25 protein-coding genes are annotated in these 26705 nt (G+C 55.1%); 12 read left to right on the top strand and 13 right to left on the bottom strand.

Features of this window, described 5'->3' with window-relative positions; genetic code table 11:
• Positions 1 to 6: 6 nt before the first annotated feature.
• Positions 7 to 504 carry a HugZ family pyridoxamine 5'-phosphate oxidase gene (locus AC0YN4_RS26235; protein WP_475837183.1) on the bottom strand — a complete coding sequence of 166 codons (498 nt, stop codon included), beginning with the start codon at positions 502 to 504 and terminating at the stop codon, positions 7 to 9.
• A gap of 251 nt (positions 505 to 755) precedes the next feature.
• Here AC0YN4_RS26235 and AC0YN4_RS26230 point away from each other — a divergent pair, with 251 nt between their 5' ends.
• Genes AC0YN4_RS26230 through AC0YN4_RS26210 form a run of 5 tightly spaced genes read left to right on the top strand, consistent with a single transcriptional unit; the run spans position 756 to position 3678 of the window.
• Positions 756 to 1181 (top strand): VOC family protein, encoded by a 426-nt coding sequence (locus tag AC0YN4_RS26230; RefSeq protein WP_475837182.1) that lies wholly within the window; start codon positions 756 to 758, stop codon positions 1179 to 1181.
• Between the two features lie 7 nt (positions 1182 to 1188).
• Complete coding sequence (locus AC0YN4_RS26225; RefSeq protein WP_475837181.1) at positions 1189 to 1956, top strand: sigma-70 family RNA polymerase sigma factor; 768 nt, start codon at positions 1189 to 1191, stop codon at positions 1954 to 1956.
• A gap of 1 nt (position 1957) precedes the next feature.
• A complete protein-coding gene (locus tag AC0YN4_RS26220; RefSeq protein WP_475837180.1) occupies positions 1958 to 2335 on the top strand; it encodes a VOC family protein in 378 nt (125 codons plus the stop codon).
• 21 nt (positions 2336 to 2356) lie between these two features.
• On the top strand, positions 2357 to 2722 hold the full coding sequence (locus AC0YN4_RS26215; protein WP_475783799.1) for a VOC family protein: 366 nt from the start codon (positions 2357 to 2359) through the stop codon (positions 2720 to 2722).
• Between the two features lie 29 nt (positions 2723 to 2751).
• Complete coding sequence (locus AC0YN4_RS26210) at positions 2752 to 3678, top strand: DMT family transporter (RefSeq protein ID WP_475837179.1); 927 nt, start codon at positions 2752 to 2754, stop codon at positions 3676 to 3678.
• Positions 3679 to 3819: 141 nt separating this feature from the next.
• Here AC0YN4_RS26210 and AC0YN4_RS26205 read toward each other — a convergent pair whose 3' ends face one another.
• Positions 3820 to 4713, bottom strand: a complete 894-nt coding sequence (locus AC0YN4_RS26205) for a nucleoside hydrolase (RefSeq protein WP_475837178.1) — start codon at positions 4711 to 4713, stop codon at positions 3820 to 3822.
• Between the two features lie 18 nt (positions 4714 to 4731).
• On the opposite strand from AC0YN4_RS26205, the gene AC0YN4_RS26200 reads away from it, so the two are divergent.
• Positions 4732 to 5967, top strand: coding sequence for an FAD-dependent monooxygenase (locus AC0YN4_RS26200; RefSeq protein ID WP_475837177.1), 1236 nt, complete (start codon positions 4732 to 4734; stop codon positions 5965 to 5967).
• Here the strand turns inward: AC0YN4_RS26200 and AC0YN4_RS26195 are convergent.
• The 3 genes from AC0YN4_RS26195 to AC0YN4_RS26185 are packed head-to-tail and all read right to left on the bottom strand — an operon-like array spanning position 5942 to position 9940.
• Positions 5942 to 7891, bottom strand: coding sequence for a dihydroorotate dehydrogenase (locus AC0YN4_RS26195; protein WP_475837176.1), 1950 nt, complete (start codon positions 7889 to 7891; stop codon positions 5942 to 5944). The two genes, AC0YN4_RS26200 and AC0YN4_RS26195, sit on opposite strands and share 26 nt — an antisense overlap.
• Before the next feature lie 51 nt (positions 7892 to 7942).
• A complete protein-coding gene (locus tag AC0YN4_RS26190; protein WP_475837175.1) occupies positions 7943 to 9223 on the bottom strand; it encodes an ankyrin repeat domain-containing protein in 1281 nt (426 codons plus the stop codon).
• Positions 9224 to 9241: 18 nt separating this feature from the next.
• On the bottom strand, positions 9242 to 9940 hold the full coding sequence (locus AC0YN4_RS26185) for a metal-dependent hydrolase (RefSeq protein WP_475783805.1): 699 nt from the start codon (positions 9938 to 9940) through the stop codon (positions 9242 to 9244).
• Positions 9941 to 10094: 154 nt separating this feature from the next.
• Here AC0YN4_RS26185 and AC0YN4_RS26180 point away from each other — a divergent pair, with 154 nt between their 5' ends.
• Positions 10095 to 10373, top strand: a complete 279-nt coding sequence (locus tag AC0YN4_RS26180; RefSeq protein ID WP_475783806.1) for an antibiotic biosynthesis monooxygenase family protein — start codon at positions 10095 to 10097, stop codon at positions 10371 to 10373.
• A gap of 81 nt (positions 10374 to 10454) precedes the next feature.
• Here AC0YN4_RS26180 and AC0YN4_RS26175 read toward each other — a convergent pair whose 3' ends face one another.
• Positions 10455 to 10778 (bottom strand): 2Fe-2S iron-sulfur cluster-binding protein, encoded by a 324-nt coding sequence (locus tag AC0YN4_RS26175; protein ID WP_475837174.1) that lies wholly within the window; start codon positions 10776 to 10778, stop codon positions 10455 to 10457.
• A 167-nt stretch (positions 10779 to 10945) separates the two neighbouring features.
• On the opposite strand from AC0YN4_RS26175, the gene AC0YN4_RS26170 reads away from it, so the two are divergent.
• Both AC0YN4_RS26170 and AC0YN4_RS26165 read left to right on the top strand, forming a co-directional pair.
• The gene (locus tag AC0YN4_RS26170) at positions 10946 to 11446 is read left to right on the top strand and encodes a CYTH domain-containing protein (protein WP_475783808.1); all 501 of its coding nucleotides are present in this window, start codon (positions 10946 to 10948) and stop codon (positions 11444 to 11446) included.
• A 40-nt stretch (positions 11447 to 11486) separates the two neighbouring features.
• Positions 11487 to 12146 (top strand): HD domain-containing protein, encoded by a 660-nt coding sequence (locus tag AC0YN4_RS26165; RefSeq protein WP_475783809.1) that lies wholly within the window; start codon positions 11487 to 11489, stop codon positions 12144 to 12146.
• Positions 12147 to 12211: 65 nt separating this feature from the next.
• On the opposite strand, the gene AC0YN4_RS26160 is transcribed toward AC0YN4_RS26165, so the two are convergent.
• Positions 12212 to 12994 (bottom strand): exodeoxyribonuclease III, encoded by a 783-nt coding sequence (locus AC0YN4_RS26160; protein WP_475783810.1) that lies wholly within the window; start codon positions 12992 to 12994, stop codon positions 12212 to 12214.
• 144 nt (positions 12995 to 13138) lie between these two features.
• On the opposite strand from AC0YN4_RS26160, the gene AC0YN4_RS26155 reads away from it, so the two are divergent.
• Both AC0YN4_RS26155 and AC0YN4_RS26150 read left to right on the top strand, forming a co-directional pair.
• Positions 13139 to 14122 carry an MBL fold metallo-hydrolase gene (locus AC0YN4_RS26155; RefSeq protein ID WP_475837173.1) on the top strand — a complete coding sequence of 328 codons (984 nt, stop codon included), beginning with the start codon at positions 13139 to 13141 and terminating at the stop codon, positions 14120 to 14122.
• Positions 14123 to 14145: 23 nt separating this feature from the next.
• On the top strand, positions 14146 to 15066 hold the full coding sequence (locus tag AC0YN4_RS26150) for a polysaccharide deacetylase family protein (RefSeq protein ID WP_475837172.1): 921 nt from the start codon (positions 14146 to 14148) through the stop codon (positions 15064 to 15066).
• 76 nt (positions 15067 to 15142) lie between these two features.
• On the opposite strand, the gene AC0YN4_RS26145 is transcribed toward AC0YN4_RS26150, so the two are convergent.
• Together AC0YN4_RS26145 and AC0YN4_RS26140 are read right to left on the bottom strand one after the other, a co-directional pair.
• Positions 15143 to 16600, bottom strand: coding sequence for a methyl-accepting chemotaxis protein (locus AC0YN4_RS26145; RefSeq protein ID WP_475783849.1), 1458 nt, complete (start codon positions 16598 to 16600; stop codon positions 15143 to 15145).
• A gap of 365 nt (positions 16601 to 16965) precedes the next feature.
• Positions 16966 to 17469: a DUF5946 family protein gene (locus AC0YN4_RS26140; RefSeq protein ID WP_475837171.1), complete on the bottom strand. Its 504-nt coding sequence runs from the start codon at positions 17467 to 17469 to the stop codon at positions 16966 to 16968.
• Between the two features lie 147 nt (positions 17470 to 17616).
• Here AC0YN4_RS26140 and AC0YN4_RS26135 point away from each other — a divergent pair, with 147 nt between their 5' ends.
• Positions 17617 to 18543 carry an alpha/beta fold hydrolase gene (locus AC0YN4_RS26135; RefSeq protein ID WP_475783814.1) on the top strand — a complete coding sequence of 309 codons (927 nt, stop codon included), beginning with the start codon at positions 17617 to 17619 and terminating at the stop codon, positions 18541 to 18543.
• Between the two features lie 214 nt (positions 18544 to 18757).
• On the opposite strand, the gene AC0YN4_RS26130 is transcribed toward AC0YN4_RS26135, so the two are convergent.
• From AC0YN4_RS26130 to AC0YN4_RS26115, 4 genes are all read right to left on the bottom strand, one after another.
• Entirely contained in the window at positions 18758 to 19684 is a 927-nt protein-coding gene (locus AC0YN4_RS26130; protein WP_475837283.1) for an acetylxylan esterase, read from the bottom strand.
• A 69-nt stretch (positions 19685 to 19753) separates the two neighbouring features.
• Complete coding sequence (locus AC0YN4_RS26125; RefSeq protein ID WP_475837170.1) at positions 19754 to 20965, bottom strand: MFS transporter; 1212 nt, start codon at positions 20963 to 20965, stop codon at positions 19754 to 19756.
• Between the two features lie 227 nt (positions 20966 to 21192).
• Complete coding sequence (locus tag AC0YN4_RS26120; protein ID WP_475837169.1) at positions 21193 to 26100, bottom strand: DEAD/DEAH box helicase; 4908 nt, start codon at positions 26098 to 26100, stop codon at positions 21193 to 21195.
• A gap of 314 nt (positions 26101 to 26414) precedes the next feature.
• Positions 26415 to 26648: a hypothetical protein gene (locus AC0YN4_RS26115; protein WP_475783817.1), complete on the bottom strand. Its 234-nt coding sequence runs from the start codon at positions 26646 to 26648 to the stop codon at positions 26415 to 26417.
• Between the last annotated feature and the right edge of the window lie 57 nt (positions 26649 to 26705).

Here is a 26705-nt window from a genome sequence, read left to right as displayed (position 1 = left end):
TCATTATTATTTATCTTTGCGATCTACGACAACATGCTCGAAACGGTCGCCGGCGAGATCGACATCGAATGCTTGTCCGAAACCAACTACATATCGACCTGCCGATGGGGTCAGCTCGAACAAGGAGAAGTCGAGCCCGCGCAGCATCGCCATCATTTTGTCGCCAAACTTCTCATCGAATGCGGCGAAGATGGCTTCATAGCCTTCGTTGCCGAGGTTCTGCGACTCACATACCCAGCGAGCGCGCTCACGGGCAAATGCATTCGGCGTAGCCGACTCGTCATTGATCAACATCACGTGAATCCGCTCGTTATTCTCTACAAAACGATAATGATCGGAGATACGGCTGATGTAGATGTAGAGCTTGCCGTCTACTTTAACGAATGGCGCATAGCTGATGAAAGGAGTACCTTCCGCATCTTGCGAGCTGATGATAAGCGATTTGCGGCTTTCGATAAAGTCGATGTACTTCCCGCGTGATTCTTCGATGTTGGGCTGTTTCATGGAAATGCCTCCTTGTAGTGGGTAGTAAACAGCGCCTCCGGCAATAGATGCAATCGGTGCGACTCCGCATTAATTGGTATTGATAATCATTATCAATAGTATTTAGTTTATAACAGCATATGTAAATATTCAATAGATTACTGAAAATGATACGAGGATCAGTATGAAAAATATTATTTGGATCCCGTATCTGTGCGCCTTCTGACCACGTTATGATAGGTGTAGTGAATTTCCAATCAGGAGGGAGTCTCATGCGACGAAGTGTAAGCAGAATTAGCGGTATCTTTATTCCTGTAACGGATATGCAGCGCTCCACGGAGTGGTACATACGGATGTTTGATCTGGAGACGATCGATCTGTCGGACTGCTGCACAGGACTCGCTTTTCCGGGTGAGGCTACGTTTATTAATCTATGGAAAGTAGAGTGTCCGGTACCGACGCAGTTCGATGCGGGAGGCGGGGTGCGGATTCCGTATTATAATTTCGAGTCCTTTGATATCGAATACTCCCATGCTTCGCTTCGTGAGAAAGGGGCGGAAGTGCTGCCGATTGTCGAGGATGCGAGCGGAACCCGTTTCTTTGATTGTCTGGATCCGGACGGCAACCTGATCGGCATCGTGGAAGATTTGCCGAATTCGACGTTCTATCCTCACAAACAGAAATATAACAACGGTTAATCGCCCCATGACAACCTACAATGACGAAACATTCGAGATGCAGACGACACCGTACAAACCGGAGCTGCTCCGCTATTGCGGCAAATTAGCCGGCTCAGCCTGGGATGGCGAGGATCTGTTTCAAGAGGTGATGCTCAAAGCCTATCGCAGATTCATTCGCTGGCCGGAGCGCGAGCTGAGCAAGCCATATCTGTACCGTATTGCCGCCAATGCGTGGTTTGATAGCTGCCGCCGCCGCAAAATCGCCTTCCTGCCGGAGCTTCTGGCCGACTATAACAACCTGGCTTATTCCGAATGGAATCGTCATGATGTGCGAGAGTCGCTCGAATACTTGATGGATGCGCTGGAGCCGAGGCAGGTGGTGCTCATTCTTCTGACCGACGTGTTCGGCTTCTCTCCTACCGAGACCGGACGGGCACTGGGGCAGCCGGTTACGGCGATCAAAGCTGTGCTTCACCGAGCGCGTACGCGGCTGAAGAAAGCAGCAGAACGGCAGCTCCACTGGCTGGACACCACGGCCGGTTCCCCGAAAGAAACAGCGATGAATCGACAGCCCGGCACGGAGCTGTTCGAATCCTTCGTGAGAGCGTTCCGCGAAGCGGATATGACGGCGATGTTCCGTACCTACCGAGAGTTGTCCGGGGCTGGGATCGCGATTGACCGGGTCACGGTGGTCCGAGGGCAAGCTTGGTTTTATTTTAAAGATCCCGATGGCAATGTCTTAATGGTGTCGACGCCTTTCAGAACGATTCAATCCGAGCAGGAGGAACAATGATATGAGTAAACCGGCTTTATATGGCGTAGGGATATTTGTCCCGGTGAGTGATTTGGAGCGTTCCACAAGGTGGTATGCGGAGATGCTGGGTTTCGAGATTACAGGCAGAGACGAGCCCAAAGCAACCGTGATGATGATGAATGATTACCGCATCATGTTCTGTCTCGTGAAGTCGTATAACATCGTGCAGCATGCGTTTCCGCAGAACGACTATCAGGTCGAGCAATATTTTAATTTTCATACCGACGATGTGGAAGAGGCCTACCGTAACTTAAAGGACAAGGGGGCCGATATTGGGGAGATCGTCCATTATGATGACGGCATTACCGGCTTCCCACTGTACGATCCGGATGGCAATAAGTACGGGGTTGTTAAATAATAGACGAGGTGAGTGAAGCAGATGCAGCCATTAATTAAGCAAGATATTATCGGGGTCATGCACTATGTGAAGGACTTGGAATCTGCGGCAAAATGGTACTGCGACACGCTCGGATTTACAATAACCGCCTATGATTACCGTGCGTTCGTTGAGCTTGCGATTGATGGTCGTTATGTCATGCATTTGCTACAATCAGAAGGTGACGCCGGGCCAGTATCACAGGCTCCATTCACGTTTGATACGGCTGATCTTCGGCAGGCGCATCAACGGTTGGCTGAACTGGGCGTGGAACCGGGACCTATAAAGGCATATAGCGATCATGCCTGTTTCAGCTTCAAGGATTGCGAAGGAAATGCGCTGATGATTTGCCGGTTTGACCGCCGCTAAGGAACGTATGAAGTGAGGAGTAGAACAGGATGCAGGTCAGTCAGTCGAAGTCGGAATTATCGCGGAACCCCTATGTGCTCATGCCGATTTTGCTGCTGCTGTGGGGCTCTGTGGCGGCAGTGAGTAAGCTGGTGCTGGGCCAATTGGACAGCTACCAGGTGTTATTTTATATGAATGGAATTGGAGTTGTCGTATTCGCAGGCATCGTGTTGCATAAAGTGCGATGGAGAACGCTGCGCATGTGGTCATGGCGACAAATGGTGCTTATTGCGTCGTGCGGGTTGTTCGCGTTCTTATATGATGCTCTCTACCTGCAAGCGCTTGATCGGATTCCGGCGGTCGAGGCATCCATGCTGAATTATCTGTTTCCTATCTTTATTGTCATCTTCGCGATCCCCATCCACAAGGAGAAAATGAACCGATACAAGCTGCTCTCCATCGTGATGGGTTTCGCGGGGACGGTGCTGCTCATGACAAAAGGGGATATTTCGGCGCTGAAGCTGACGAATTTGACCGGCGATGTATTAGCGATTCTGGCGGCGGTTAGCTGGGGATTGTTCACTAATCTGGTGAAGAGAAACAAGAAGGATATGCTGATCAGCACCTTCTTCATCACGGTTGTGGCCTTTGTGCTGTCCGCCGGTGGCCTGTTTGTTTATTCGAACCTCATGCTGCCCCGGCTTGTCGACTTCGGTGGGGTGTTCTGGTTAAGCATGTGCAACATCGTGCTCGGCTTCCTCTTGTATTTCCGGGCGCTGCGCTATTCGCCGGCTTCGCTCATTGCGAGCTTCACCTTCTTTACGCCGTTTGTCACGCTGGTGTTTATCATGCTGCTGCTCGATGAACGGCTGACGCTGATGGACGGCCTCGCCGCGCTGCTTATTCTGTGCAGTGTTCCGGTGCAGAAGCTGGGGAGCATGCTCGGGGTGGGGGAGAAGAAGGATGTTATGAACTGAATCCATAAAGCCGGATAGGCGAGTGTATTGTGAAATCCGAAATCCGAAAGATCGAAGGCCGCTTGCTGTATGTACTAAAAAGGTAACTAAGAAGCCTCCTAATCGCATTGCTGCGGTTAAGAGGCTTTGTTGCGTGCTGCGTTAGAGTGAAGTAATGGAGTAATAATGCTCGAAGAATCGCTTGCGGTCGACGGTTGTCGCAATTTCATGGTTATCGCTTGTGCTGCCAGCTTGGAAAGCCATCCGGCCGAATGTATCCGCGTGGGTGTAGTCCACTTCAACAGAGCCGCACGCGTACTCGCAGAGATTCGGTTCAAATAAACATGCCGCTGCGAGCGGGTCATGGAATGTCATCACATGCTGCTCCAGCCAGGGTGATCCGAAATCCTCCACTGCCCGCATGACCGGCGCGTCGAACAAGTCTGCTTGCTCGTTTCGCTCAAGGACAAGTTGTGAAGTCACATTTAAACCGAACGTGCGATGAATGGCTACCTGCGTGTTATACACGATGGCGCAGGCATGCGGGTCCATCCAGGAATTCCAATTCCCCATCGGCATATCAGGGCCGGCTTCGAGCTCTTCGGAGAATACGCCGCTCATGATGTAAAGTCCTTTCAGCAGCTTCGGAATCTCGGGATCGAGTAGAAAAAGCTGGGCAATATTGGTGAGGTGACCCGCAGCGAGCAGCATCATTTCATGAGGGCTCTCATAGATCGCAGCACGCATCGCATCTACGGCTTGGTTGGCCTTGAAGGTCGTCTCATGCGGCCAATTCGCCAGTTTGGATGCACCGTCCGGCGTAGGATAGACACTGGTTGGCATGATCGGATTGTCTGCTCCCGCATACACAGGAACACTCCGATCGGCAGCTTTGCAGATCGCGTCCGCAACCATGGCTCGTTTCTCTACCTCGCCGCCTACGGTGGAGATGCCAATCAGCGTACAGTTCGGTTGGCTCAGCAGATAACCCAAACAAAGCGCATCGTCGATATCGCCGCCGATGTCCGTGTCCAGCCAAACTTTAAGGGTAGTCATCGTCATTCCTCCTTGGGTATGATGGAACCAGTGATTGGAGAAGATCGCGGGATGAAAGGGATGAGCAGCATGGACAAGCGACGAGCAATTGTAATTGGCGCGGGCATTGGCGGATTGTGTTCGGCTTTGGCGCTGCAGCAGCGCGGTTGGCAGGTGGCGGTGTACGACAAAGCTGCTGCGCTGCGGGAAGCGGGAGCAGGTATCGTGCTTGCAGCCAACGCGATGAAAGCACTGGATTTGTTAGGTGTTGGCGACGGTGTCAGAGAAGCAGGCGCCCCGGTCATGCAAGCGGATATTCGGACTTGGGACGGCAAGCTGATTACGAGCCTTCCTGCTGCGAAGCAAGCGGAGAAATACGGTACGCATAGCTATGTCATTCATAGAGCGGAGTTGCAGTCGATTCTCCTGCGAGCGGTCATGGCGGGAGCATCGGTTTATACCGGTAAGCAATGGATTCATGGTGAGCAGACGGATGATGCGGTAACGGCTGTGTTTGATGACGGAACGCAAGAGAAAGCTGAGCTTGTGATCGGAGCTGACGGCATTCATTCTGCGATTCGAGAGCAGTTATTCGGTGCAAGTCCACTCCGTTATGCCGGCTATACCGCTTTAAGAGGGGTATGTACACTGGATGAGGTCCCGGTTGGTGCAACGGAAGGCGGCGGATTCGAAGCGCTGGGACAAGGCAGAAGATTCGGATTCTCGAGTCTGGGCAATGGCCGGGTGTTCTGGTTTGCGGCGATTAATGCGCCGCAGGGAACCGTTCTGCCGACAGCGGAGCGTAAGTCAGCGCTAATGGCCTTGTTTCGCGGCTGGTACAAGCCGGTTGTCGACGCGATTGAGGCGACGGAGCCGGCGACGATTCTTGCCCATGACATTGTAGATCGAGCCCCACTCGCTCAGTGGAGTTCCGGCGGCATGACGCTCCTCGGCGATGCCGCGCATCCGATGCTGCCTAATCTGGGGCAGGGCGGTGCGCAAGCCATCGAGGATGCTGTAGTGCTGGCACGATGCCTGCAGCAGACAGATGCTTCGGTGGGAGCGGGAACGGATGTACCTGCTGCACTGCGGGCTTACGAGAAGGAACGTATGGCACGAGCTTATAGAATTGTTCGACTATCGCGCTCCATGGGGAGAATGGTGCAGCTTGAGCATACGCTGCTTATCCGCTTCCGTAATGCGGTCATGGCCGCAACGCCCGGTGCTGCTTACGTGAAACGGTTTGATCCTATCGTTGGTTTTGTGGTTCGCTGACCGCAGTGACCGGTGATCGCGTCAGATAAGGATAGAGTAATATAAGGCCGACTATATAAAGCAATAAGGCGAAGATGGCGGGCGACAAGTGAACGAAGTCCGTATAGCCAATGTGCCAATGAACGGAGAAGGCAGCGAAGAACGCCGGGGCTCCGCCGATTAGAAAGGTCCACCACAACCAGCGTTCCCCTTGTTGGATTCCCCATAATGCCATCGTGAGCAGGGCCAGTGCATCGGAAAACAGAGCGCCGCCGAAGCCTGCACGATCATGGGCGATAAGAGGAACGAGCCGGGAATTGATTGCCGAAATCTGTTCCGACGTGAGTCCGATGTAATCCAGGTCCTGCGGTACAAACACACGCGTCACACCGAATCCGGAGATGGTAATGCTGCCGATTACGAGCGCAAAACCAAGTACCACCATGCAGAACTGCCCCCACATAGCCCGCTTCCACATCCTGTCGCTGCGTAAGTTGACGGGATTGCGAAACGGCTTGTCGGGGTTAGCGCGCATACTTAGCAGAAACAGAGGAAGAAGAATCAGTGCCACAACTGCATGAAGCGGATCGAAGTAGCCATAACCGAGATAGAGAAAGAAGCTGGCGAAGCCGGTAATACCGGATACGAGCAGAGCAGTCCTCGTCCAATGCATACCGTACCGCAATCCATGCCTGCCAAGCTGATAATAAAGTACGCCGATGGAAATCATCGTGCCGGCGAGCGTAATGCGGTCATGCGACATGAAGTGAAGCAGACGGTGATTCAGATGATGCAGTTTATCCCGGTTGATGCCTAGAAACGCCTCATCATAGGGGAGCAGCACCGTTGTGGTCGCGATTATCCAGGCAAGCATTCCGCCAATGATCATCCCGATGCCAAGTAAGCACATCCAGCCCCAGTGACGCCAGAAGGATACGGGCTTAGGATCAGGAAGGTGTCGGACCCGCTCATACAGGATGGCTTCGTTGACCCGCTTGGGTAGTCCCGGTCCGGTATCAATGAGTCCGCCGTGCAGTAAGATGTAGTCGGCGCCAGCAGCGATCAAATCCAAGGCATCCTGTGGTTCATAGACGCCGCAGGATGCTTTGAGCACGAAGTGCTGTGGACCAAACCGTCGCAGCAAGGCAAGTCTCGCAACGCACGACTGCTTATCTGCAGGCCGCACTGTGAGTCCGCCATCACTTGCACGAGCTTCCCCCACAACGGCCCCGCTCCACGCTGTGAAATCAGCGGCATCGAGCACGAGTCGCAGCGTCTGCTCTGATAGATCATGCGGGATGTAGAGGAACAAGCGGTTCTCTTCGGCCACATTCGACGCCGCTATGATTTGGAGCAGCGCGATAATAGGTTCTGATAATGCCGGCTGCTGCAAAATATCAAGATAAAACCCCGCGGCACCTGCCTTACGTAGCCGACGAATCATAGTCAGCAGCTGGTCAAACGACTGCTCCGGCGTACTCCCCAGCAGCGGTGTCAGTCTTGCAAACAGCGGCAGCTTATGGCCGGGCTTGGCGATCCGCGCAGCAATAACGGCTGCACCGTCATTGTCGCTGTAAGACGGGTAGGTGATGCTTCGTTCCCCTTGGTTCAACTGAATTGGCGCCGCGCTTGCACCAAAGATGGGCTCCGTCGTAATCGGACCGATCTCGATAAAGCCCAGACCGAACTGCGCCACCGCTAGGTGGGCGGTGCCCGAAGGATCAACCGTGCCGGACAGACCGACAGGCGTGATGAAATCGACGCCGCATGCTTGGCTGCGGATCAGAGGAGCGGGTTCCATATGTCCGAGCGTGCGGATGACGAACGAACCGAGCGGCAGGCGACTTAAGGTGCCGATGGCGCCAAGCGTAACGGAGCGGGCAAGTCGATTCGGAAGCCGGAACAGCAGGGGGCGAAACAAGGTTTGATAAGACCAGTCCGGCACTCGCATTCTCCCCCAATCTTAACGTTATTTTCGTATAGCAGCGGTGTCAGTTCAGTTTGGCACACCATGCCTGACCAGTACTTCCCTTACGGCACTGCTGCCTGAAGCACTTTGAGGCAAAGAAGCTCCTGCCTGAATAAGCGTCTCTGCAACCGCAGCATAATTTCCCGTTTGATTCTGCATATGAACGGAGCCCCAAGCACAGCTGTCTAGTGCGGTACCGCCATATCCATTGGTGAGTTGGTTAGATGCGCCATGCGACAGCAGAAGTTGAACCGCTTCAACATTTCCTCGAATCGCCGCGTTATGAAGCGCAGTGAAAGAACTGACATCACGGCGTGCATCCGCATAGAATCCTGCCTCCAGCATGACTTGTATGGCGCCAATCTGATTATCCCAAGCCGCATCGGCAATCAAGCTCTGATCCTCAGCAGACAAGGAAGCGACTAAGTTCTGGTGTTGCTCCAGCAGCTCATGCACGGCAGCATGATCCGCCTGCATGCAAGCCAGTAGGAAGCGCTGCTCAATCGAACTGTGAGCGAGAATCAGCTCTACGATCTCGGTGTTGCCACAAGTCGCCGCCAGGAAGAGCGGCCTGACATTGGCGCCTATTTTGTACGTGTAAATATGACCGCCGTCCGAATCGCCGGATGTAAAGCGGCCATGCCCGACTTGAGCGAGTAGGCACTCTGGGCTGTCTTCAATCAGCGTACGGACTAGCGCCGCGTTACCGAGCTTAATTGCCATGAGAATATCGGCTGCTGCGCCGCGCTCTAGGAGATAATTGCATTTTGCCGGGTTATCGACCGCCCACTGCGCAGGTGTGCTGCCATGGTCGATATCGCACATATCGACTATGGCGCCGTGCGCAAGCAAATAATCGATAATCTCAGGCTGAACAGCGAAATGAAGAGGAACCTGACCGTCAGGTCCGCGCTGATTCACGACACCCGGGTCCTGCTGAACCATAGTCGATATCGTATCCAGCATGCCAAGCGCAGCGGCCGCATGAATATCTACGGGAGCACCTCGTTCAATCAAATAGCGGGACAGCTCGGCATGATCATGATGCAGAACCCCGAAGGCTCCTGCCCACCAACTACTCTGAGCATGTAGATCTGCGCCGTTTGCGAGCAGGACGTCGACCATCTCGCGGTTGCCTGCAGCAGCCGCAGCTACAATAGCAGGCGTATCGAAGGAAAACCAAGGCTCGTTTATTCCCGTGGACAGGAAAGGATGCTCGTTTATGTACTGTGTCGCTGCCTCCGTATTATTGTGAAGGACGGCTTGCTTGAACTGCTCGATGATCTGCTGCTCCTGATTCATTCCCATTCCCCCGTTCTGAACGAATTAGTTAGCTTCCAGTGTAAGTTCGTCTCCCGGTGCCATGACTTTCCCTTTGAGTCCTTGTTCTTCTAAACGGCGCACGAACAGCTCCGCGTCTTGCTTGATCGGCGGGAAGGTGCTGTGGTGAATAGGAATCGTAAGCTTCGCGTTGTACCATGCTGCAGCTTGCAGTGCATCGCCAGGTCCCATTGTATAGTGGTCGCCGATTGGAATAAATGCGATATCGATCGAATGACGCTCTCCGATCAGCTTCATATCGCTGAATAGGGACGTATCTCCCGCGTGCAGAATCGTCAGCCCTTCCGCGAAAACAAGATAACCGGCCGGCATGCCGGCATACATAATTTGTTTGGTTTCCATATCCACGATGCCGGAGCTGTGGAAGGCTTGCACCATTTTGGCTTTTGCGAAGCCCAGATCGACCGTTCCGCCCATATTCATCCCGATTGTCTTGGCTCCCTGCCAGGACATATAAGTGGCGAGCTCTACAATGGCTACAATCGGCGCATCATTGGCGATGGCGACCGGTGCGGCGTCTTGAATATGATCTTGATGTGCGTGAGTCAGCAGTATGGCATCGGTTTTGAGCGCTTCTGGTTTCATAACAGCAACGGGGTTACCGCTAAGAAAGGGATCAATAACAAGGGATTTATCGCCGGTGCTGATTTGGATACAAGCATGGCCATGAAATTGGATTTTCATCTGGGAGTAGCTCCTTATCGATTCAAGAATAGGTACACCTTCCATAGTGCCAGAATATGGAGCTGGAAGCAATTTGAAGGTGACGAATGTGACAACAACAGACAACTCCACTACAATATAGACAAAATAAAGCCTAAAAGGAGGCATGACGTTCATGTTTGTTCATATGTCGATCCACCATCCGAAGCCGGGCAAGAGTGAGGACCTGATTGCTTCCATGCACCGTTTCGGGAGCGCGCTTGAAGGAGCGGAAGGATTAAGGGAGGTACATACCTTGCAGGACAGCCGTACCGGCAAGCTAATCGGCCTGGCGATTTGGGAATCCGAGGAAGCGTTCCGGGCAGGCGTGAGTGCTGCGCGTTCGGCGGTCGAGAATGATCCGTTCGAGGATTGGGAGGACGCTTCGGAAGGATTTTGGCTGAGCAAGGTGTAGCAAGGATATCGCGTTAAAATGTTAAATGGCGGCGCCGGGATTCCGGCACCGCCATTCTGGCATCCTCATAGCTGATTCGGATTAATCCTGTGGACGCGTACCGGGCTCCAGACCTGTCGAAGCAGCTGTCTTGAGCAGATTTACGGTTAGATCCCCATGTACCCGAATTTGGCAGGAAAGGCGGACATTCGGGTCTGTGACCCCTTTAGCCTGACGAACGGCGGCTTCGGCTTCGCCCATTTCCCCAGCGTCCCCGCTTAGTACTTCTACGCTGCAGGTGGTGCATTTGGCATTTCCCCCGCAGCGATGTAGAATATCAACCCCATTGTCTTCGAGCACGAGCACAAGCTTCTTGCCCTCATCTGCTTCGAACGTACCTCTCTCTTGAACCTGAACAGTTGGCATCGTAATCCCTCCTCTACCTCATCGTTGCCATATTAGTACCGGTTATACGGTACATCCGAGCATAAGCTTGCGCTTACGGTCTCTAACCATTGTCGCATAGTTCAACGCGGACAGCTATACTAGTCGTATGGGGTTCAGAGCAGTCCAATCAGTAAGGAGATGTCGTAATGGCTTTAGAAATTGAACGTAAGTTTTTATTGACTGCATTCCCGGAGGAGCTCATGGGTACCGGTGAATTACAGCGCGTGTCCGAGCATCGAATCGAACAGACGTATCTGGCGCTTGATGGCCCGCAGGAACTGCGAGTCCGCAGAATCGTCGATCTGGCGACAGATGAAGTGAGCTACACGCATACTTTCAAATCCGGCCATGGTTTGGCGCGTGAGGAGATCGAATACAACATTTCGCAGGGGATTTACGAACAGATTATCCAAGCATTCGGCGCTGTTCCACTGACGAAGAACCGCATCACCGCTCATTGGGGCGATCAAGTCGTGGAGATTGATATCTACGATCAAATTCAGCTAATGGTGCTTGAGGTGGAGTTCGATTCCGAAGAAGCAGCTGTGGCGTTCGAGCCCCCGGCATGGTTCGGCAAGGATATCAGCACAGAGAAGCAATACAGCAATAAGAAGGTTTGGCGCGAGCTGCAAGAACGCGGCAACTAATACGAAGCGATTATTGATGGTGAAAAAGGTGGTAATGACCATGCAGCGCCAACCTGGCGAGAAGCAGCACGTTATTGAAGAAGCGGAACGGTTCGCACGGGCCGAGCTGGAGCATGATGCCACCGGCCATGATTGGTGGCATGTGCACCGCGTCGTTCAGATGGCGGAGCGCCTCGCACTGCGCGAAGGCGCGGATGCGGAGATCTGCATGATTGCGGCACTGCTGCATGATGTGGCGGACGAGAAGCTGAACGAGTCTAAGGAGAGCGGCCTGCGCAAAGTGAGCACTTGGCTCGCGAGCCAGTCGTTGTCGGAGGCGGAACAGGCGCATATTATGGAGATCATCGCCACGATGTCGTTTAATGGCGGCGCCAATCCGCCGATGCGGACGTTGGAAGGCAAAGTGGTGCAGGATGCGGACCGGCTGGATGCGATCGGGGCCATTGCGATTGCACGATGTTTCCTCTACGCAGGATGGAAAGGTGATCCCATCTATGACCCGAAGCTGCTGCCGCGCGATGAGATGAGTCCCGGCGAATATCGCCAAGGGAAAAGCACGGCAATTAACCATTTCCACGAGAAGCTGCTGAAGCTGAAGGATCGCATTAACACCGCGTCGGCCAAAGAAATTGCCGAGGAGCGGCATCTCTACATGAAGGAATATGTGGAACGGTTCATGCAGGAGTGGAATGGGAACTAACGAGCTGTCGGGATAAATAAGAAAGCCGGGTGTTCTCCGCGTTGGAGAATGCCCGGCTTTTCTAATTACTCTGCTGCTGTTGCAACGGTGCTTAATTCGCCTGTCGTCAGTACAACCGGACAATGGTCGCTGCCCATGATGTGACAGTCGATCTGCGCGTCGATTAGTAGCGGAGCAAGTCTGGAGGAAACAAGGAAATAGTCAATCCGCCACCCCACGTTCCGCTCTCTGACCTTCGGCATATAGGACCACCATGAATATACATCGGCGAGGTCCGGATAGAAATAGCGGAAGGAGTCGGTGAAGCCGGATGCGAGCAGATCGGTCATTTTGCCGCGTTCTTCAAGCGTGAAGCCGGAATTGCCCAAATTGGGCTTCGGGTGCTTCAAGTCAATCTCTTCATGGGCGACGTTCAGATCACCGCAGACGATGACCGGCTTCTTGGCATCGAGCTCCAGCAGGTAGCCCCGGAACCGATCCTCCCACTCCATCCTGTAGTCGAGCCGCGCCAGATCGCGTTTGGCATTCGGCGTATATACCGTGACGAGATAGAACTCATCAAATTCCAGCGTAATGAGGCGGCCTTCGGGCTCATAATCCTCTTCCATGCCGTAGCGCACGGATAGCGGTTTGATTTTCGTGAAAACGGCCGTGCCGGAGTACCCCTTCTTCTCCGCATAATTCCAGTAGCTCTCGTAGTCGTCACCAAGCTCAAGCTCGATTTGGCCCGCCTGTAGCTTCGTCTCCTGCAAGCAGAAGATATCCGCGTTCATCTCCGTAAAATAATCCATAAACCCTTTGGTCACGCAAGCGCGTATCCCATTTACATTCCATGAGACCAGTTTCATCGGCTAGTTCTTCTCCTTGCTGCTTATCGAATGAATTACTACCAGTTTAGCACAGAAGACTGCGCTCATGGTGGCTGGGTACCGCTTTGCACTATAATGGGAATAACAAGGAACAATTGGACATTAGAAGGGGCATGATCGCGAATGGCTTCCACTCGGCAAAATAATAAATTCGTCAACGCCATAGAAACAAAGATGGATATGAGCTTCAAGGCGATCGTCAGCATGCTTCGGGATCAGTTCAAGGGCAGTCCGAATCGGCAGCCGGCGAAGGCGATTCCGTATAAGAAGCTGACATTGCCCGCTCGACCACAGGCAGAAGGCATTCAGGTGACCTGGTTCGGGCATTCCGCGTTCCTGCTTGAGATGGAAGGGAAACGGCTGCTGTTTGACCCGATGTTCGCGGATTCGCCGTCACCGGTTTCGTTCTTTGGCGGCAAACGCTACAGCGGCGGACTTCCGCTGCAGGCGGAGGATTTTCCAGCGATTGATGCCATTATTCAGTCGCATGATCATTTTGACCATCTGCACGAAGGCACGATTCGGAAGATGAAGGATAAGGCGGCGCGGTTCATCGTACCGCTGGGCGTAGCGAAACGGCTTCGCAAGTGGGGCGTGGATCCGGCGAAAATTTCCGAGCATGATTGGGGCGATGAGCTTCAATTGGCGGGGCTTACGCTTGCATGTATGCCGGCTAGGCATTTCTCGGGCAGAGGATTGTTTGATCGGAATTCGACGCTGTGGTGCTCGTGGGTAATAGCCGGGGAGCGCAATCGGGTGTTCTATAGCGGGGATAGCGGCTACGGGCCGCATTTTAAAGAAATCGGGACGAAATACGGGCCCTTCGATCTGACGCTGATGGAGTGCGGTCAATATGATGAGCGCTGGTCGTCCATCCATATGATGCCGGAGGAGACGGTGAAGGCGCATGTTGATGTGCGGGGAAGCCTGCTGATTCCGGTCCATTGGGGTGCTTTTACGTTAGCCTACCACGATTGGACGGATCCGGTTGAGCGTGCGGTAAAGGCGGCACATGAACAGGGAGTTGCAATTGCAACTCCGCAGATCGGAGAGACCGTTACGGCAGGAAGTGGGGATTATCCTACTGCAGCTTGGTGGCGAGGGTAGCCCGAGGAGAGGGAGTGCGCGTAATGAAGGGGAACGGAAAGTATCTCATCATCAATTGTGATGACTTTGGCCAAAGCGCGCCGATGAATGCGGCCATTATGCATTTGCTGGAGGAACGGCGCGTTTCGTCGGCGACGATCATGGCTCCGGCGCCGGGCTTCGAGGAAGCGGCAGCTTGGTGCAAGAAACGCGGGCAGTCCAACATTGGGCTGCACCTGACGCTGACCAGCGAATTCGATGCGCTGCGGTGGGGAAGTTTGACCGGTCATCCTTCCTTGCATGATGCAAGCGGGCATATGTATCAGACCGTAGAGGCGTTCGAACGAGGTGCCGTTACTGCAGCGGTCGTGCAGGAGATGGATGCTCAGTATGATCGGGTGCGCCAAGCGGGCATTACCATTACGCATGCAGACAACCATATGGGCAGTCTGTATGGAATAGCGACAGGCCGCAGTCACATTCCGCAAGTCTTGATGAAATGCGCCAAGTGGAAAGTGCCGTTTCGACTGTTCCGCCACGTTCATCCGGAGGATATGATGGCCGCGGTTCCCGGCGTGGAACGTGCAGTAGGCAAGGCTTCGGCGCTCGCGGGTACGCTCGGCGTAGCAATCCCGGACTATCTGTTGTCGCATCCTTTCGAGATTGAAGAAGGGGAGACGTACGAGTCCTTCAAGCAATCCATCATCGCCAAAATGTACCGCCTGCCCGAGGGCATCAGCGAGACGTACATTCATCCCGCTGTAGAGGATGCCGCGATGCTGGCGGCGATTCCCCACTGGGAGAAGCGGGTATGGGAATACCGACTCATGCTCGATGATGATTTGCACGCTGCATGCAAGGATGCGGGCGTCACGCTGACGGACTACAATTTCATCCAGCAGCATGGCAAATCATCGCGCCTTCGCTCCGTTTGGGCGCTAGGCACGGAGCTGTTGCGCAAGTAGCCGGTCGGCGCGGAGCTTATCTTGCACAACAAAGGCCGGGTTCAATGGGAACCCGGCCTTTTCATAAACGATTCGATTAGATGCGGAATCGCTTCACCATCGTATTAAGCTGATAAGCGAGCGAGCCGAGCGACTGGGAGGAGCTTGCCGTCTGCTGGGCAGCGGCGGCGGCCTCTTCGCTGATGGAAGCAATGGATTCAATCTGCTTCATGACTTCCTGGGATTGCGAGGCTTGGCTGACGCTCGAAGACGCGATTTCTTTGGTCTGCTCCGCCACTTCGCCGACTCGAAGCACAATGCTGCCAAGCGCTTCGCCGGCTTGTCGATAGAGCGTCTCGGTGGTCGACATGGCCTTCACGCTCTCATGCGTACTATGTTGCATCCCCTTAATAATATCGGCGATTTGCTTCGTAGCTTCGCCGCTGCGTTCCGCCAGCTTGCGTACCTCGTCTGCCACGACCGCGAAGCCGCGTCCTTGGTCGCCGGCCCGCGCCGCTTCAATCGCGGCATTCAGCGCCAGCAAATTGGTTTGCTCGGCAATGTCGTCGATTACACCGATGATGTTGCCGATCTGATTCGAATCCTTCTCCAATTCATTCATGCGCTGCGAGAGCAGGTTCATGCTGCTTAGTGATTCTTGCACGGTATTGCCGCAAGCGATCGCTTCTTTGTTGGTGTTAATGGTGAGATGCGTCGCTTCCTTGGCGCGCTGCGATACGGTGCGCACGCCTTCTGATAGCTTCGTAACGACCTCTGAAGCGGTTTGTGCCGACTCGGCTTGATACATGTTACCTCTGGCAACTTCATCGGTTGTTGCCGAAATTTCCGCTGCGGCTACTGTCACGGCTTCGGCTGAAGTAAGCACGTTGCTGATCAGCTCACGAAGTCCGTTTGCCATGCCATCGATGGAGTGTGTGATGGTGCCAAGCTCATCCTTGTAATGCTGAGACGGACCGTCGTTATGAAGATTGCCTTCGGAAACTTGCTTCACACGATCCAGTATATGATCGACAGACTTTGTGATTCGGCGAATGATGCCTAGTCCCGTAATTCCAATAATCAGCACACAGAGGGCGATGATGATATAGATAAACAAATGCATGCTCACATTGTCCTTCTGAATCAGCTCTGCCTGTGTAACCGCATAAGCATCGAGAAATTCACCAAGCTCATTCAAGCTCTCCCTGGCTGTGTCGAAATCCGTGATATCGCTTGTGCCTGCAGCAGTCTTGTCGGACCATGCGGCAAAATGGGTATTGAACCGGTCGAGGTTCTGTTGAACGGTTAAGTGAGATTGCTCATGCGTTTCTGCCGAAAGTCCATTCTCGGTCAGGATGGTACCGGCATTGCCGACCCGTTCGACGATTTGTCCGATATTCTCGCTCAAATCCTGCTGCTGCAGCTGCAGCTCATCATCGGTCAGATGACCATTATCAATCGTTTGATAGGCGTTCAGTGCTTGGTACATGTCGCGGTCAGCGTTAAGAATCAGCGAAGTGGTTTGCGCACTGACGTCGTACATAGTTGTTTTCATATGACTCAAATCGGCATTATTCCTTTGAATCAAGTAAAAACAAACAACAACAAAGAGTACCAACGGAATAGCAAGCAGGCCACTCAACTTCTTCTTTAACGAGATGTTATTCAGCATCCGGACAACCCCTTTTATCTTGGTCCAAGCCAGCTTTGACAGCTTTAGAGCCCATTATAGAGTCAAGTTGTTTAGGAAGTTTGGCGGTAAATGTTTAAATTGTGTTTGATTTTGAAGAGGACGCAAATAAACAGTCGTATATTTGAGCCTAGCTACAGAGAAAATAGGATAACTATGAAAAAGAATCCAAGCGCATCATTAGAAAGGGTCCCTTCTAAGCAGCAGCTGCTTGGAAAGGACCCTTCTGGCTATTCGGCAGGAAGGAGAGGCTGAGCGGCTTCCTTCACCCAAGGATGGGCATGTGCCCAGCTGCTCCAAACCGCGTGAACCCATTGGCGAATCATCGCATCCCGAGGTTCACCGGCTTCCGCTTGAAGCACCTCTTGAATGGTAATGGCTGCGCTCGTTTGCGGTGGGGCGAGCTCGGGCCATGTGATCTTTTTGCGACCTAACTGCATATGCGCTTGTTGCACTTGTTTGCCCGTAAATCCATGCTCTACGACCAGATAGAGACCGATCAGCGAGAAGGCGGTCGTAATGGAACGCGTGAATCCGCCTGAATGCTGCGCACCGTAGGAGTCTAATGCCAGCTGATGAATAAATTCGGGCTGTCCATGCGATACCGTGTAGTAAGATAACTGATTAAACAGTTCCATACATTCGCCGGACGCATGAAAACGCGAGGGCTCCGCAAAGTACTGATTGGGCAGCATCAGACCGCACCCGGGACATTTGACGATCGATTGTTTCATGGATCTTCCGCCTCCTCTATTAGATAAACTGCGTCCGCTGCAACTTCAAGCTTCGGCAAAATGAATCCCATTCATCTGCATAATCGGCCATGCGCCGGACCTCACAACCTACTACACAACAAGATGCGCCGCAGAGGAGGGCATGGGTTGAAGAACAAGAAAAGCTATACTCTTCACAGCACCGTCTCCAAGGATGGAACGTGCATCGGCTACAGACAGTCGGGGCATGGCCCCGGTCTTGTCATCATTCATGGCGCATTCGTCTCCGGGCATGAGTATGAGAAGCTGGCACGGGAGCTCTCTGACACGTTTACTGTGTATGTCGTCGATCGGCGCGGTCGCCTTTACAGCGGTCCGCAGGGTATGCAGTACAGCATAGAGAAGGAGTGCGAGGATGCCTTGGCTGTTCTTCAGGCAACGGGGGCTCCTTATGTGTTTGGCCACAGCTTTGGCGGGCTGATTGCACTGGAACTAGCGCGGACGCCTTGGTCGGCGATGGAGAAGCTAGCCGTGTATGAACCGGCCGTCTCGGTCGACGACGAGTTTCCTTCCGACTGGATGCCCGCCTATAAACGTCAGATGGAGAAGGGGAAGGACTTGGATGCTTTTGTTACCTTCCTCAAAGGAGTAGGAGTATCAGAGCAGATGGTTAAGCTGCCGCGCTGGCTTATCAAGCTGATGCTGCTTCCTTCCCTGCTGTTCCGGGAAGGGCGTAAGCTGCGCGAGAAGCTGCCGACACTCATTAAAGAGATGGATGAAGTGTTCCGCCTTGACTCCACGGTCCGCAACTACAGCGCCATACGCGCGGAAACTCTCATTCTGGCCGGAGGCACCAGCCCGGCATTTCTGCTGAAGGGTGCCAGCGCGGCAGCGGCGGTCATTCCGAACGCTTCGTACGCCGTGATGGAGGGACTTGGTCATAATGCGCCGGACTTGTTCAACCAGAAGGAGATTGCGCAGCGGCTGAAGCGGTATTTTGCCGAGGAAGGGGCTGCCTATGAACAAAAAGAACCTCGGCAGCTCGCTGTGAAAGGCGCAGCGGGTGACAGAGGTTCTTCCGGGCAGCCCGGTTGAACCCGGGCATTATGGCATATTCGAGTATGGCTCTGGCACAGCCAGACCGCCGGTAAAGAGAGACAGGGCAGCATGACGAGCCGCGATTGCAGCTGTACGAACGAGAGGCGAGTTGGATCGGATCATTCTGCTCACTCCTTTAGGTAACCGTAGTCAGACTTACCTAAATTATAGCGGATTGAGGCCATGCGTCTATCGCTAATTTTGGCGGATTTTAGCGAAACTGCTTCTGCAGAAAAAGAATCCGTTCCCTATTGTGGTACTCCCCGATTTCATGACCGCTGAAAGGGTAATCGAAGATCACTTTCTCCGATGCAATCCGGTTGTAAACCGCATAGATCGTCTCCGGCAGACAGACGCCGTCTTTCCAACCGACCGACATCAAGACAGGAACCTTGATGCGTGAAGCGAGATTGAGCATGTCGTAGTGGGCCAGCGTATGTAGAACAGGCTCCAGCTGCTCGGGATAACGCTTGAGATGCTGCGCGACCTCCGATAAGGAGCTGCTGGAATGGAGCACACCGTGATCCATATTGCACATATTCGGAATATCCGCGATGACGGCCGTTACTTTGGGGTTCAGCGCTGCCGAGATCAAAGCGAGACCGCCGCCTTGGCTGCCGCCGACCGATGCGAGTCTCGCAGGATCAACCTCTGGCTGCGCTGCGGCGGCATCAATGGCACGAACGACATCGAGCGTAAGGGCATGGTAGTACGAGCCCTCCGGCTGAAGCAGATTGCTGGAAACCCAGCCTTTCACCGAGCCTGTGAGCTCCGGCATGTAATTGCCGGTCTCGCCGCCTTGTCCTCTCACATCAACAGCGAATACGGCATAGCCGAGAAGCAGCCAGCTCGCGTAGCGTTCCGGATAACCGCGGTCATCGGTATAGCCCGGGTAGGTTACGATACAAGGAAGCTTCGCGCCGGCGCCTGCTGCTGTTTGCGGAACGATAAACCAGCCGTGAATCGGCGTGTCATCGTAGCCTTTATAAGTGATTTTATCGACGGTTATACCTGGGAAAGGGGAGTCCGCGCGCTCGCGTAGGAGCTCTAGCGGAATAGCTTCATATTTGCGCAGTACCTTATCCCAGAAGGCATGAAGCTGATTAGGATCCATTGTCAGCTCAGCTGAGCAATTCATAAGCTCGCGCTTGCGGCGAGAAATCGCATCGTTCACAGTGGTTGGCCTCCTCCAAGTCGGTATTGCGTATTATTTGTGCATCGTCATAAGGACAGAAGCGGTCGTTGAAGCAGATCGACGAGATGAAAGGGAAGCCCAGAGAATAACAAGCAGCATCAATGCCGCCGTACCTGCGAATAACCAGCGAACGGCTTCCGGACCATGCTGGTCGAGGAACCAGCCGGTTCCCTTGGGCAGCAGCGCGCCGCCAATACCGCCGCAAGCCATGAGCAGGCTGGTCGTCCGCTCGGTCCTGCCGGGCGTTGCCCGATTGGCAAATACAAGTGCGATCGCAAACATGCCTGACATCGTGAGTCCTACGACAAAAGCAAGCACGAATGCCGGTAATGCGCCGGTGAACAAGGTCATGAGTATGAATAGAACGGAAGTAATGATACAAGTCCCGATCAAGTAGGCCGAACCGCCAATGCGATCGGCGATTTGCCCGGAAACCAAGCGGCCGATGACCATCGCACCCCAGAAGAGACTGAGCGCGAGTGTAGCTGACGACTCCACCAGACCGTTCGTTTGTACAAGCAGGGATGGCAGATAGTGGATATAGCTCATTTCAAGACCTACATAAACAATGAAGAATATCGCGCATGCTGTAAGAATAACGAGAGAACGTGATGTGAGCTTGGGTGCAACTCCCGCATGGGCTTCATGGTCGGCGCTTCCCGCTGAAGAAGCGGGTTGATCCAGAACGGATGGCCACCAGATCGACCATAGTAAGAAGGTGACAGCACCGAGCACGCCGACGATTCCAAAGGACAGTTTCCAATAACCGGCCTCGATTAAGGCTGCACCCGCGAACGGGATAAGCAAAGCGCCGACGCCGAAAAAGGTTTCCACGCGGCTCATCGCAGTGTTGGCTTTCGCCCCGGATGCTCCGATAATAAAGGACCCCACAACGGCTTCCGTCATGCCGAGGCCGACCCCGGCAAAAGGCGCAATCGTGAGCATAACCCACCATGGCGGCAGCATGGTGTATAGAAATTCAGCTACGGTCATGAAGCCGATGGCGGACAGCAGCACCGCTTTTTTGCCAATCTTCCCGATGAGCCATGGTGCGCACAGAATGCCTGCCATTCCCCCAAGAAATTGATGCATGACGAGTTGACCGCCATCGCCATATTGTACGCCATAGGCGTGAACCATCGGTTCCATTATAGCGCCGATGACCAATTGACCGAGCCCGACAACGAGATAAGCGAAACAACCTAGATAGACTAACCGAGACATTTATTCCAGTGCTCCTCACGTGGTAGATTATTTCCACCATAACATATATGGGAGAGAGGAACGATATGAAAATATGACCGATTTCCATAACAAAACAGCCTCTTCTCCTGCAGCATAGGTTTGCAGGAAGAGAGGCTGTTTGTTTATGGGGAGGTTGCTCGGTTGCTGGAAGAGCGGCTGCATGTGACAACGAAGGTTGCTCGATTGCGAAAGAGAGGCTGCATGTGTCAACGAAGGTTGCTCGGCCACAGCACAAGGGAGCGATTGTCGCGCTCGGCGCCCATGGCGCGCAGCATCTCTTGGGCGGCTGCCGATTCGGTTATCGGCTCTCCGTTCCAGCGGTCGATCTTGATTTTGCTGAGTCCGTGCTGACGAAGCAGCATGCGGAAGATTTCTTTGAGCTCGGCTGCGCGGGCGGCGTTGCCAGTTGGCGAGGCCGCGTCAGACGGAGTCGATAAAGCAGATAGGTCGACGATGTGTCGGCCGTTATTTTCGAGCCAGAAGCGCCATTGCCCGTGCTGCAGCACGAGGTAATTGCCGCTCTTGCGAGCGAATCCGGTGCCGCGGACGCTCGGCCAATCGGCGGCGAGGCCGAACGGATTGGCCGGGTCCGTAGCGGCGAGGACCGTGACGGCGGCATTGTCCTGGCCGGGCAGCGGCTGGCGGACCGCAGCGATTCCCTCGCGGCGCGCGAACTGCAAGGTTTGCACGCCTTGCACCAGCAGGCCGCGGGTTACGACGCCCCACTGCTCCAGCTGCTTGAGCATCGGCAGCAGCTCCTCCCAGCTGAATGGCGAGAGCTGGGCGACGAGGTCCTTGGACACGATGCCGTAGCTGTCCAGCAGATGCTGCGTCCAGTGGAGCGCCGACTCCGACAGCTCGGAGGAAACGGAGCGCAGCTGGGCGGAGCCGGTTGGTTCGGCGTGCTGGCTGGGCTCGGCAGGGTGACCGGCCTGGCCGAGCGGAGCGGGCTGAGCCGGTATAGCAGGCGGAGCCGGCCGAACGGGCTGCATAGTTACGGCTGGTCGGTCGGGCGTGACGGGCAAGACTGGCTGCTCGCTGAGCGGGCCTGTCCAGTACCAGCGCCCAAGGCCGGAGCCGGTGCGTGCGAGCTGCTTGCCCTTGGTCTGCAGCTGCAGGCGGAGCGGCGCGAACTGGTCGTTCGAGACCGTGCCCTCCCAGATCAGATCGAGCAGATCTGTCAGCAGCTCGGACGGCACTTTGCCGTAATCGCGGCTCAGCTTAGTCAGGAAGCTGGCCCCGCCTTCCTGGAGCAGCGCAAGCAGGCGGGGATGCTTGGTGCTGTTGGCAGCTTGGACAGCTCGTGCGATAACCGGTGCGTAGAGAGGCTTGGACTCGGAGAGGAAGAAGGCAATTTTGCCTTCCTTCTCGTTCTCTTCTTTGCGGCCGATCCAGATGATTTCACCGGAGGCGCAGAGCAAATCCAGGTCGTCCTTTCGATAGCCGATCACACGGGAAGGGAACAGGACGGATTCCCAATGCGAAGCAGGCAAGAAGAAGCCTTGCAACCGTTCGATAACCATGCGCAGTCCGTCGATTCCGCTTAGCTGCGAACCCGAGAGAGCGTGCTGGAGCATGGACATATGAGCGCACCAGCGAATGGGGGCGATCGGCTCGGCTTGTTTTCGCGCTTGCTCCATTGTCAGTCGGATTAGTCGTTTGGCTACGGTGCGGCTCGTCCAAATCCGCTCTTCCTCACCATCGGCGAAAGGAGCAGGCTCGATTCGATCCAGCTGCAGCAGCACCTCAGGGATATGAGCGGCCTGGGCCGGCGAAAGATCGGGGTAGTGCTCACGCAGCTCTACCTCGTTGAAAGAAAGCCGGTGGTCTGCGAAGCGACCGGCAATAAAAGCGATGGCGCTTTCGCTCTTGGGGAACGCGTCGTACATGTCCTGCTCCTCCGCGCAGATCCATCGGCGCTGTCCGCGGCCGAACGGTTGCTCCGCGATACGACCTGCATCGCGTAGAGCTTGCAGCCATCCCGGTACGGATTTACCGGCAATGGCAGTCAGTTCCTCGGTCGACAAATCGCCGCGCTGTTTGAGCAGCATATACAGCTCCTCGGCGTTTGCGGGAACTTGTCGGCCACCGGTTTCCAGTCGCTCCTGCTCCTGCTGAGCAATGCCGGGATCGACCGCCCGTTGAACGGCCTCTTCTCCGAAGAGCTGTCCTGCCAGCGACTTGCTCACACTAAGCAGTTGGAGCTGTGTCGCTTCGCTCAGGCCATCGCCTTCATAGAGCATCATATTGGCGTAGTCGGCGAGAAATTGAACGGCAAACGGTGATGGGGCATGCGATTCTTTGACCAGCACCTCGATTTGACCTGCGGTGATCGACTCCAGCAGTTGTTTTAACCCATTCGTATCGAGGTAGTCATGCAGACATTCCCGCATGGCCTCCTCAAGATAAGGGAACTGCTCGGCATAAGGGAGCGATTGCTTCAACAACTCTTCGCAGCGCAGACGTTTCTGCCACATCGGCGTACGCGTGAAACTGCGGGAGAGGAGAAGCGACGTCTCTGCGATACGACGGAAAGATAATCCGAGAAACGGGGAGCCCGTAATCGCTTCTGTGAGAAGTGACTCCACGCTGTCCGCCGTAATTTGCCACAGCGTCTGCAGCCAGGAGGCGTCCCAATCGGGCACGACCAGCTCGATGCCGTTGTCTTTGGCGTTGCCGTACATCGAGTAGGGCAGGAGCCGCTGAAATTGCCGCTCGATGGCGAGCAGCCACGTTCGGTTCATACGCCTGCCGAACGGATTATGGATAATGATACGGGTCTGGTTCATCAGATCGCGATAATGCTCGATAATGATTCGCCGCTCGGTGGGCAGCCCAAGCGCATGATGCTGGGATTGGACGAGCCCAATCAGCTCGGAAGCCGCATAATGATCGAGCCCATATTCTGCATCGAGCCAGTCAATGGTGGCGTCTTCCCTTCTTCTTGCCAGCTCGGGATCGCTTTTGTTCGTTGGGTCGTCCAAAGCCAGCCTTGCGGATAGCTGTTCCAGAAAATGACCAAGCTGAATGCCGACCTCCACGCTTCGGCTGGCGTTCTCCGCCTGCCAGAACGGGATCTCGCTGAAGCGATTCGGTGCTTCTTGGACATATACGCGGTCGTTCTCGATGCTGCTGATCATCCAAGAGCTGGTTCCAAGCTGAAAGACGTCTCCGACACGGCTTTCTGCTATATAAGTTTCATCAAGCTCGCCTAAGTGAGTACGGCTGTCTGCATGATGAACGGGATAAGCGGAGCTTTGCGGAATCGTGCCGGCGCCGGTAATAGCGGCCATGGATGTATTGGCCCTTTTGCGGAGCGTGTCAGTGGCTCGATCCCATTCCACTAGAGGTCGTGCGAACGGATAAAATCCCGACAATACCTTGAGCGCAGCCTCCAATCGCGTTCGTGGGAAGCCGCGGAAACATTCGCTTTGTATTATCAGCCTGTACAATGCATCGATACTGATATCTTCCGCCGCTACGATGGAAGTCATATGCTGCGACAAGACGTCGAGCGGCTCACGCGGCAGGGTGATCGCTTCGATGTCACGCCGCCCGATGTTACGGCAGAGCACTGCCGCCTCAGGCAGCTCGCTGCGCGATCGCGCGATGATGAAGCCGCGGCTCACATCGCCGACGGCGTGACCGGCGCGTCCGATCCGCTGAATGCCGGCGGCTGCCGCTTTGGGCGAGTCGACCTGAAGCACGAGGTCGACATGGCCCACGTCAATGCCGAGCTCGAGCGAGGAGGTGGCGACGAGGCAGCGCAGCTCGCCGGCCTTGAGCATGCGCTCGACCTCAAGCCGCCGCTCGCGCGAGAGGCTGCCGTGATGCGCGCGCGCCAGCTCGTAGCCCGCGTGCTCGTTGAGCCGCAGCACGAGCCGCTCGCACATGCGGCGGCTGTTCACGAACAGCAGCACGGAGCGTGCGCCTTCCATCAGCGCCATCATCCGCTCGATGATGGGCTGCCAGACGCCATCGCGCGTGCGAGCAGGGCGGCTGAGGTCCGGCATCGTGACCCGGACCTCAATGGACTTGGTCATCGTACTCTCGACGATGACCACCCGGCGCCGCGCGTAGCCGAGCGGATGCACCGGCTCCGCATCCGCCGCGCCGCCGTCCGCACTCGCTCCAAGCTCGCCATGCTGCGCCGCCGCGCCGCCGTCCGCACTCGCTCCAAGCTCGCCATGCAGAGCCGCCGCGCCGCCGTCCGCACTCGCTCCAAGCTCGCCATGCAGAGCCGCCGCGCCGCCGTCCGCACTCGCTCCAAGCTCGCCTTGCTGCGCCGCTGCGCCGCCGTCCGCACTCGCTCCAAGCTCGCCATGCAGAGCCGCCGCGCTGCCGTCCGCACTCGCTCCAAGCTCGCCATGCTGCGCCGCCGCGCCAACCCCAGCGCCTGCCTGCGGCTCCCAGCCGCCAAGAAACCGCGCGACCCGCGTCAGCGGTTTCTGCGTCGCCGACACGCCGATCCTCTGCACCGGCTGAGCCGCGAGCGCGGACAGCCGCTCCAGCGAGAGCGACAAATGCGCGCCGCGCTTGTCGCCGGCAAGGCTGTGGATCTCGTCGACGATGACGGTCTCGACGGTTCCAAGCATTGTGCGACCTTTGTCCGAGGTGAGCAGCAGGTAGAGGGACTCCGGCGTTGTCACGAGCACGTCGGGAGGGCGCCGAGCCATGCGCGCCCGTTCGCTAGAAGGCGTATCGCCGGTCCGCACCGCGGAGCGGATGCCCGGCCATGCTTCGGCCGTGTCGCCGCCAGCCTCTCCGGATTCACTCTCAAACCGTTCAATATCCTGCATAAATCCGACCAAATGGTGTTGAATATCATTGTTGAGCGCCTTAAGAGGCGTAATATATAGCACACGCACACCGGGTGGCAGGGTTTTACCCCGTGCAGCAGCAGCCAGCTTGCGCTGAGCAAGGCGATTCAAACATGGCAGCAGTGCAGCCAATGTTTTGCCCGATCCGGTTGGCGCGGCAATCAGCGTATGACGGCCTTCCACAATGGCGGCCCATGCTTCCAGTTGGACAGGGGTAGGTTCGCCGAAAGTATGCCAGAACCAACCGGCCAGCGTCTTATGAAATCCCGCGAGCGCGGGGGATGAGAGTGACATAGCGGAAGCTCCTTTTCTATTCAAGTACTCAAAATGTATAATTTCATCTCCAAAAGACACCGCCAGCTGGTTAGTTTCACTGGAACGCGCCATCCAGAGCCCATATATCTGCAAACGAACTCAATTATTAATTCTAACGAATCCCACAGGCCTTATTTCGGCCAAATAACGCAATTTGAAATTCTAACGAATCCTACAGGTCTTATTTGGACTGAAATAGCCCTTTTCCATCCATATTCACCTAAATAAGACCGCTAGGGTTCGTTAGAATCGAAAAGTATCGATTTCCCCTAAAATAAGACCTCCACGATTCGTTAGCCTGCAACCACTGTCGCTGTCCCCGGCACCGGAGCGTCATCCCGGCTAACAGCAGCTCCACCGAATGAAATGACCTTCTCGGCCCCGGCCGACGCGCCACGCATTTCTCCACGGCACCAGCCATCAATCCGTCGACGTTCTCCGTCTGCCTTCTCCACCAATCCATCGCCTTCCCCGCCGCGCCAACCGCACGCGCCGTTCCCCACCTCTATCATCCTACTATTCATCATGAGTCAATCGATTCCTCTTTAGACAGTCCTCGCCGCTCTAACCTGCTAAAAATCGGT

The sequence above is a fragment of the Paenibacillus sp. J22R3 genome (genome assembly GCF_056269305.1).
The sequence above is the reverse complement of the archived record's forward strand: the minus strand, read 5'-3'. Positions and strand labels throughout refer to the sequence as shown.